The organism is Actinomadura vinacea, assembly GCF_039532545.1.
Classification (GTDB): domain Bacteria; phylum Actinomycetota; class Actinomycetes; order Streptosporangiales; family Streptosporangiaceae; genus Spirillospora; species Spirillospora vinacea.
The window spans coordinates 1-4787 of the sequence record NZ_BAAARW010000013.1 but is presented as its reverse complement, the minus strand read 5'-3'; the positions used below and the strand labels follow the sequence as shown (position 1 = coordinate 4787).

At 65.1% G+C, this 4787-nt stretch carries 5 protein-coding genes and 2 pseudogenes; all 7 read left to right on the top strand.

Annotation, left to right across the window (positions count from 1 at the left end):
• Positions 1-656: 656 nt before the first annotated feature.
• Positions 657-839: pseudogene (locus ABD340_RS20485) on the top strand (DUF6247 family protein); the annotation flags it as partial.
• A 107-nt stretch (positions 840-946) separates the two neighbouring features.
• Positions 947-1192, top strand: a complete 246-nt coding sequence (locus tag ABD340_RS20480) for a hypothetical protein (protein WP_344590776.1) — start codon at positions 947-949, stop codon at positions 1190-1192.
• Positions 1193-1494: 302 nt separating this feature from the next.
• Positions 1495-1584, top strand: a pseudogene (locus ABD340_RS20475) (FBP domain-containing protein); the annotation flags it as partial.
• A 22-nt stretch (positions 1585-1606) separates the two neighbouring features.
• Entirely contained in the window at positions 1607-1999 is a 393-nt protein-coding gene (locus ABD340_RS20470) for an FBP domain-containing protein (RefSeq protein WP_344590774.1), read from the top strand.
• Positions 2000-2495: 496 nt separating this feature from the next.
• On the top strand, positions 2496-2642 hold the full coding sequence (locus tag ABD340_RS20465) for a hypothetical protein (protein ID WP_344590773.1): 147 nt from the start codon (positions 2496-2498) through the stop codon (positions 2640-2642).
• A gap of 518 nt (positions 2643-3160) precedes the next feature.
• On the top strand, positions 3161-3340 hold the full coding sequence (locus tag ABD340_RS20460; RefSeq protein WP_344590772.1) for a DUF1737 domain-containing protein: 180 nt from the start codon (positions 3161-3163) through the stop codon (positions 3338-3340).
• A gap of 816 nt (positions 3341-4156) precedes the next feature.
• Positions 4157-4360: a hypothetical protein gene (locus ABD340_RS20455; RefSeq protein ID WP_344590770.1), complete on the top strand. Its 204-nt coding sequence runs from the start codon at positions 4157-4159 to the stop codon at positions 4358-4360.
• Positions 4361-4787 lie beyond the last annotated feature (427 nt).

Below are 4787 nucleotides of genomic sequence, written 5' to 3'. Positions count from 1 at the left end.
TCGCGGTTCAGGTATTGGTGTCTGGTCCGGGGTGAGTGATGGAACGTGAGCAGGCACGGTCCGGGGTGATCATTAGGGTGTCGAGTCCTGTGATCCCCAAGAGAAGGCCGTGCCTGCCCCGCCGATTCTGGAGCGGAAGGCCGGCGAGCGGCTCAATGGCGGCGTATGGCTTGGGAGCTCTGCCTGCCGGCTTCTCCCGGGCCAAGGCGAGGGACCGCGCGGTGAGCGACGAGTGCGGACGGTGGCCAGGTCAGCGAGGAGGCGGCGTGCAATTAGCGTGCAACTAGAGGCGGTGATCTAGGGTCAACCGCGGTCACTCGCGGGACGGCTGGAGGGCAGGTCGGCGGCCATAGAGGGCATGATCGGTTTGGTTCCCAAGCTGACAGCGCGGGTTCGATTGCCGTCACCCGCTCCATAACGCAGGCCCAGGTAGGGAGCACCTCCCCACCCGGGCCTTGATCTTGTGTAAGCCTGAGTCGAGCGGGTACGGCGCCCCCTCTGTGCAGATCCGTCACAGCGTCCCCGCCGTTCACTCGGTGAGTGGCCCCGGACCCGTGTGGCGAAGGCGCGGGGCAGGCCGAGTCTGTAGGCTCTTCGAGTGAGAGAAGAGGGCTTGTGATGACTGCGCAACCGCACGGCTACCAGGCAGCCCGCCCATGCCAGGGAAGAGCCTGCGTGCCATCCGGGCCGCCCTCGTTGTGCCAGAAGACCGCGAAGCGTTCGACGCCAGCCTTAAGGCCGTGCTCGACGAGGTCCGCGTGACCCTGGATCTGGGCGTGTTGAACGACTTCGTCGACCGCTGGTGGAGCACGGCATGCGATTCGACGACGGACCCTGAAGGGCGCCGTCAGATGCATGCCCTGGCGCAGCAGATCCAAGGCGGGGGGCAGGTCCCCAAGGCCGGCCATGGCGGGAGATCCTCGCCCAGCGAGAGGCCGAGGGGTAGTTGTACCAACTCATCACAACCCCGACAGCCGAAGAGCAGGTCGCTGCGCTTCCCAGCGCAGCGCTTCAGCCCTTGGTCGAACTGTTCGCCCTGCTGGAAACCGCACCGTGGAGTGGGCAGCCGTTCAGCCTGGCCAACCCCAGAGGCAACATGCCCACGCACGCGTTCGGAGAGCAGGGCTTTGCCACCTACGTCGTTCTGGACGAACAGCGTGAGGTGTACCTGATCCGCGTCGCCTGGCTGTGAGCGCCCCCAGAACGCGGCTGCACCCGAAGATCAACAGACTGCCCTCATGCTGTTGCCAACTCTTGCTGTTGAGAAATCCGACCGGTTCTCGCAGCCTGGCCACGGCCGCCCCAGAACCGCCGAGCGAACACCGAAGAAGGCAGGAGTCCCGTTCCATCGGGCAGACCCACGAGGTGCGGGCAGCGGCTTATAGGCCCTCGGCGCTTGAGCTGGAATCTGTCCACGGCGCCGGCTACTCCCTAAGGTCGCCAGCTCGATAACCCTTTGCCCGCGCCACGAACGCGAACCTAGGCTCGCGCCCCATGCGAGCGATTACCGAACGCGACCTGCGGTCCTGCTTCGTCAACTGCTCCAAGGGCGACGCCAAGCGCCTCAACCTCCCCAAGGACTTTGCAAAGTTGCCCTGGGGCGACCTTGACTTCCTCGGCTGGCGGGATCCCAAGGCCCCCCGACCGCGCTTACCTGGTCGCCGAGACGGGCGACCGGCTCACCGGGATCGCGCTGCGATTCGCGTCAGCGCCCGGCAAGGCGCGCGGGTTCAACTCGACCAGCCTGTGCTCGTTCTGCCAGACCGTGCACACCGGCGGCGGTGTCGCGTTGATGAGCGCGCGGCGCAGCGGCGAGGCCGGCAAGCAGGGCAACACCGTCGGGCGGTACCTGTGCGCTGACCTGGCCTGCTCCCTTTACGTCCGGGGCAGGAAGCAGACCCTGCTGGGCGACGGCCACGACGACGGTGTCCCCCTTGAGGAGAAGGTCGCGCGCATCAGGGCGAACCTGGACGCCTTCGTCGCCTCGGTCGTCGCCTGATCAACGGGTGCGCAGGGCCAGAGGGCTGGACGTGCCCGAAGTGTCTGTCACGGGGAGCGCGCCGTTCGCGCGAACGAGCACTCCGCATCAATGCCGCCCGGCAGAAGCAAGCACGACATCTATGATCAAGGGCGTAATGGTCTGAGAATGCTCGGCTGTCCTGCGATGGGAGTGCGAGGCATCACCGCGCCCTCGCTGGGACGAAAGGCGGTTTATGCATCGACGATCTGCTCTGGCCATGACGGTCGCGGCTGTGTTGGCCAGCGCGGCCTGCGGTGCCACTGAATCCCCCTCGGAGCCTGTGAGCACCGCTCCCTCCAGCGCTTCGACGGCCTCGTCTCCTCCTGCCACGAAGGCCGAGGGAGACCCCAAGCTGTCTTCGGTGACGGGCAGATGGCGGTCCGTCGACCCCTCCGAGAACGGACCAGCGACGCTCGTCGTATATCCGGACGGAGTTGCATCCCTTAGCCAGGGCTCCTATCAGTGCTCGGGCAAGATGGACGCCTTCGAGAGCATCTATCGCATCTCCCTGGACTGCACGCTAGGCGTCAAGATCGTCGAAGAGCTGAAACCATCAGCGGACGGGCAGTTCCTGACCTCCACCAAGGACGGCAGTCGGATGCGGCGGATCGCCACGGGATAGCCATCATCGACGGGTGGGCCCTCTGTGCGTCAAGAGACCGTTTCTGCCAGGTCAGGGCCCCGGGAGTACTGCAGAGAAGTACAGCAACAGGGGCACACAACCACACACGTCCGAAATCAGCGGCACACTGTTCTAGCTGCACGTATGGCTTCCATCCCGTTGGTGCCGGTTGCTACGGATCAGAAGGTTGGGGGTTCGAATCCCTCCGGCTGCGCCCACGTCAAAGCCCCTCGTGATCATCACAAGGGGGCTTTTGCTAACGCGTACAGCAGCAAAGTACAGCTACGTCGCCGTTCCTGGGGCGGTGAAGGTGGTCCCCCAGTCGCTTGAGCGAGGTTCTGGTGGTCTCTGAGGAAACCTCGGTGTAGATCGCCGGAGAATCTGTATTGCGACGCAAGGATGGATCTCCAAGGCGAGCTTGCCGCAGGTGTGCCGTGTGTCATGCACTCCCCAGGCGCTCATGCGGCCTGTCCGTCTCACAGTCCGGTGACGGCCGCCCCAGTCTCTAGACTCGCCGCATGCCCGATGCAAAGGATCTCCCCAGGTACCGCGTTCTCACCGGCCCCGACGATGAGGCGTTCTGCCGACGGGTCAGCGAAGCACTTGACCTCGGCTACGAGTTGTACGGATCGCCTTCGCTGACGTTCAACGGGGATCGTGTGATCGTGGCTCAGGCACTCGTTCGGCCGCAGCGTTGACGGCCTTTGGCTGAGCGTGTGCGAAGCGGGCGTCTCGCCCCCAGCCCCCGCGAGCCGGAGCACTCATTCGCGCGAACGAGCACTCTGGAGCGAGGAGCGCCCGCGCGGCGTGTGCCGGTTGAGCTAGGCAACACAGACAAACGACGGCTCACGTTCGCGATCAACGACACATAGCCCTGGCTGGAGCGGATCGACCGATCATTGGCCTGACAGTGGTTACGGATCAGAAGGTCGAGGGTTCGAATCCCTTCGGCTGCGCCCACGCCAAAGACCGCTTTCCGCGATGGAAAGTGGCCTTTTTGCTAACAATGCACCCTTTCCGCCGCGTCGATCTTTCGCGCGAAGATTGCCGCGTGTCCCAGTCGGGCAGCCACCACATGCACCGGTGCGCCCGCCAGGAGCAGCGTCGATATGCCGGAGGTCATGCAGCCGCGCGTGAGGTGGCTGCTCGTCGGACGCATCCTCTTCCTTGGGGTTGTCGTGCCGCTTGATCAGGGACGTCATCGGTGTCCGGGGGCGCCCCATGCGGTTCGGAGTGCCCACCTCGCTCGCGAGGACCAGCCCGTGCTCACTCCATAGGTCACCGGCCGCGATCTCGGCTGCGGCTTGCTGAGCATGGACCTTCCGGAGCTTGTTCACGAGCTGGGGTGTCAGCACGAGCGTGCGACGTGACCTGCTCGTTTTGTCGAGATCAGGGGGCGGCGCTTGCAGCCCGGACGGCCATGTCCGGGGCGCACGGCCGACGGTGGTCCCGGGGTCCGTGCCGCCGCCCGATAACCAGTGGAGCGGCAACCGCTGACCTGTAACGATCACTCCATGGGTAACGAGTGGGACCCTCTTGACAGCTTGATCGTCGAAGGCCGAAGACTCCGCGCGATCATGTGGATCAGGACGACGTTCGACTGCGGCCTCCAAGAGGCCATCGCGTTCCTCTACGTCAGGTACGAGCACCTCCGCCAGACGCGCCCGGACGACTTCACTGAGAGCCCTGAGGAGTACTGGCGAGGCGTCTACACCTGACGCCTGGCGCTGGTCCGCCGTCCGGCATCACGGGGGCGGGTCGCCACCGGCGTCGGAGACGGCGACTCTGATGGTTGGGTTTTGAGGCTCACAACGTCGTGCACTGGCTCCACGAGTTGTGATCGCCGAGGCAGGTACGCGTTTGGGCGCTTCTGGGTGGACACTGAGGGGTCCCTGACGGCGTGGGATATCCGCAAAATGATCTCGGGTGCGGGGCGACGTCAGTGGACCAGGGCGCACGGGATGAACGGGTCTGGACGGCCCCGAGGTCATCGCGGCAGTGTGCGGACTGATCTAAAAGGGGCGCGGTGAGCGTTTGGGATCTATGGACTAGAGGTTGGGAGTTTGAATCCCGCCGGCTGCGCCTAGGGCCTGTTTCGAAGTGAGATGAGGCGCGGCGTGTCCTGCGCCGAAAGCAGTGAGGCCT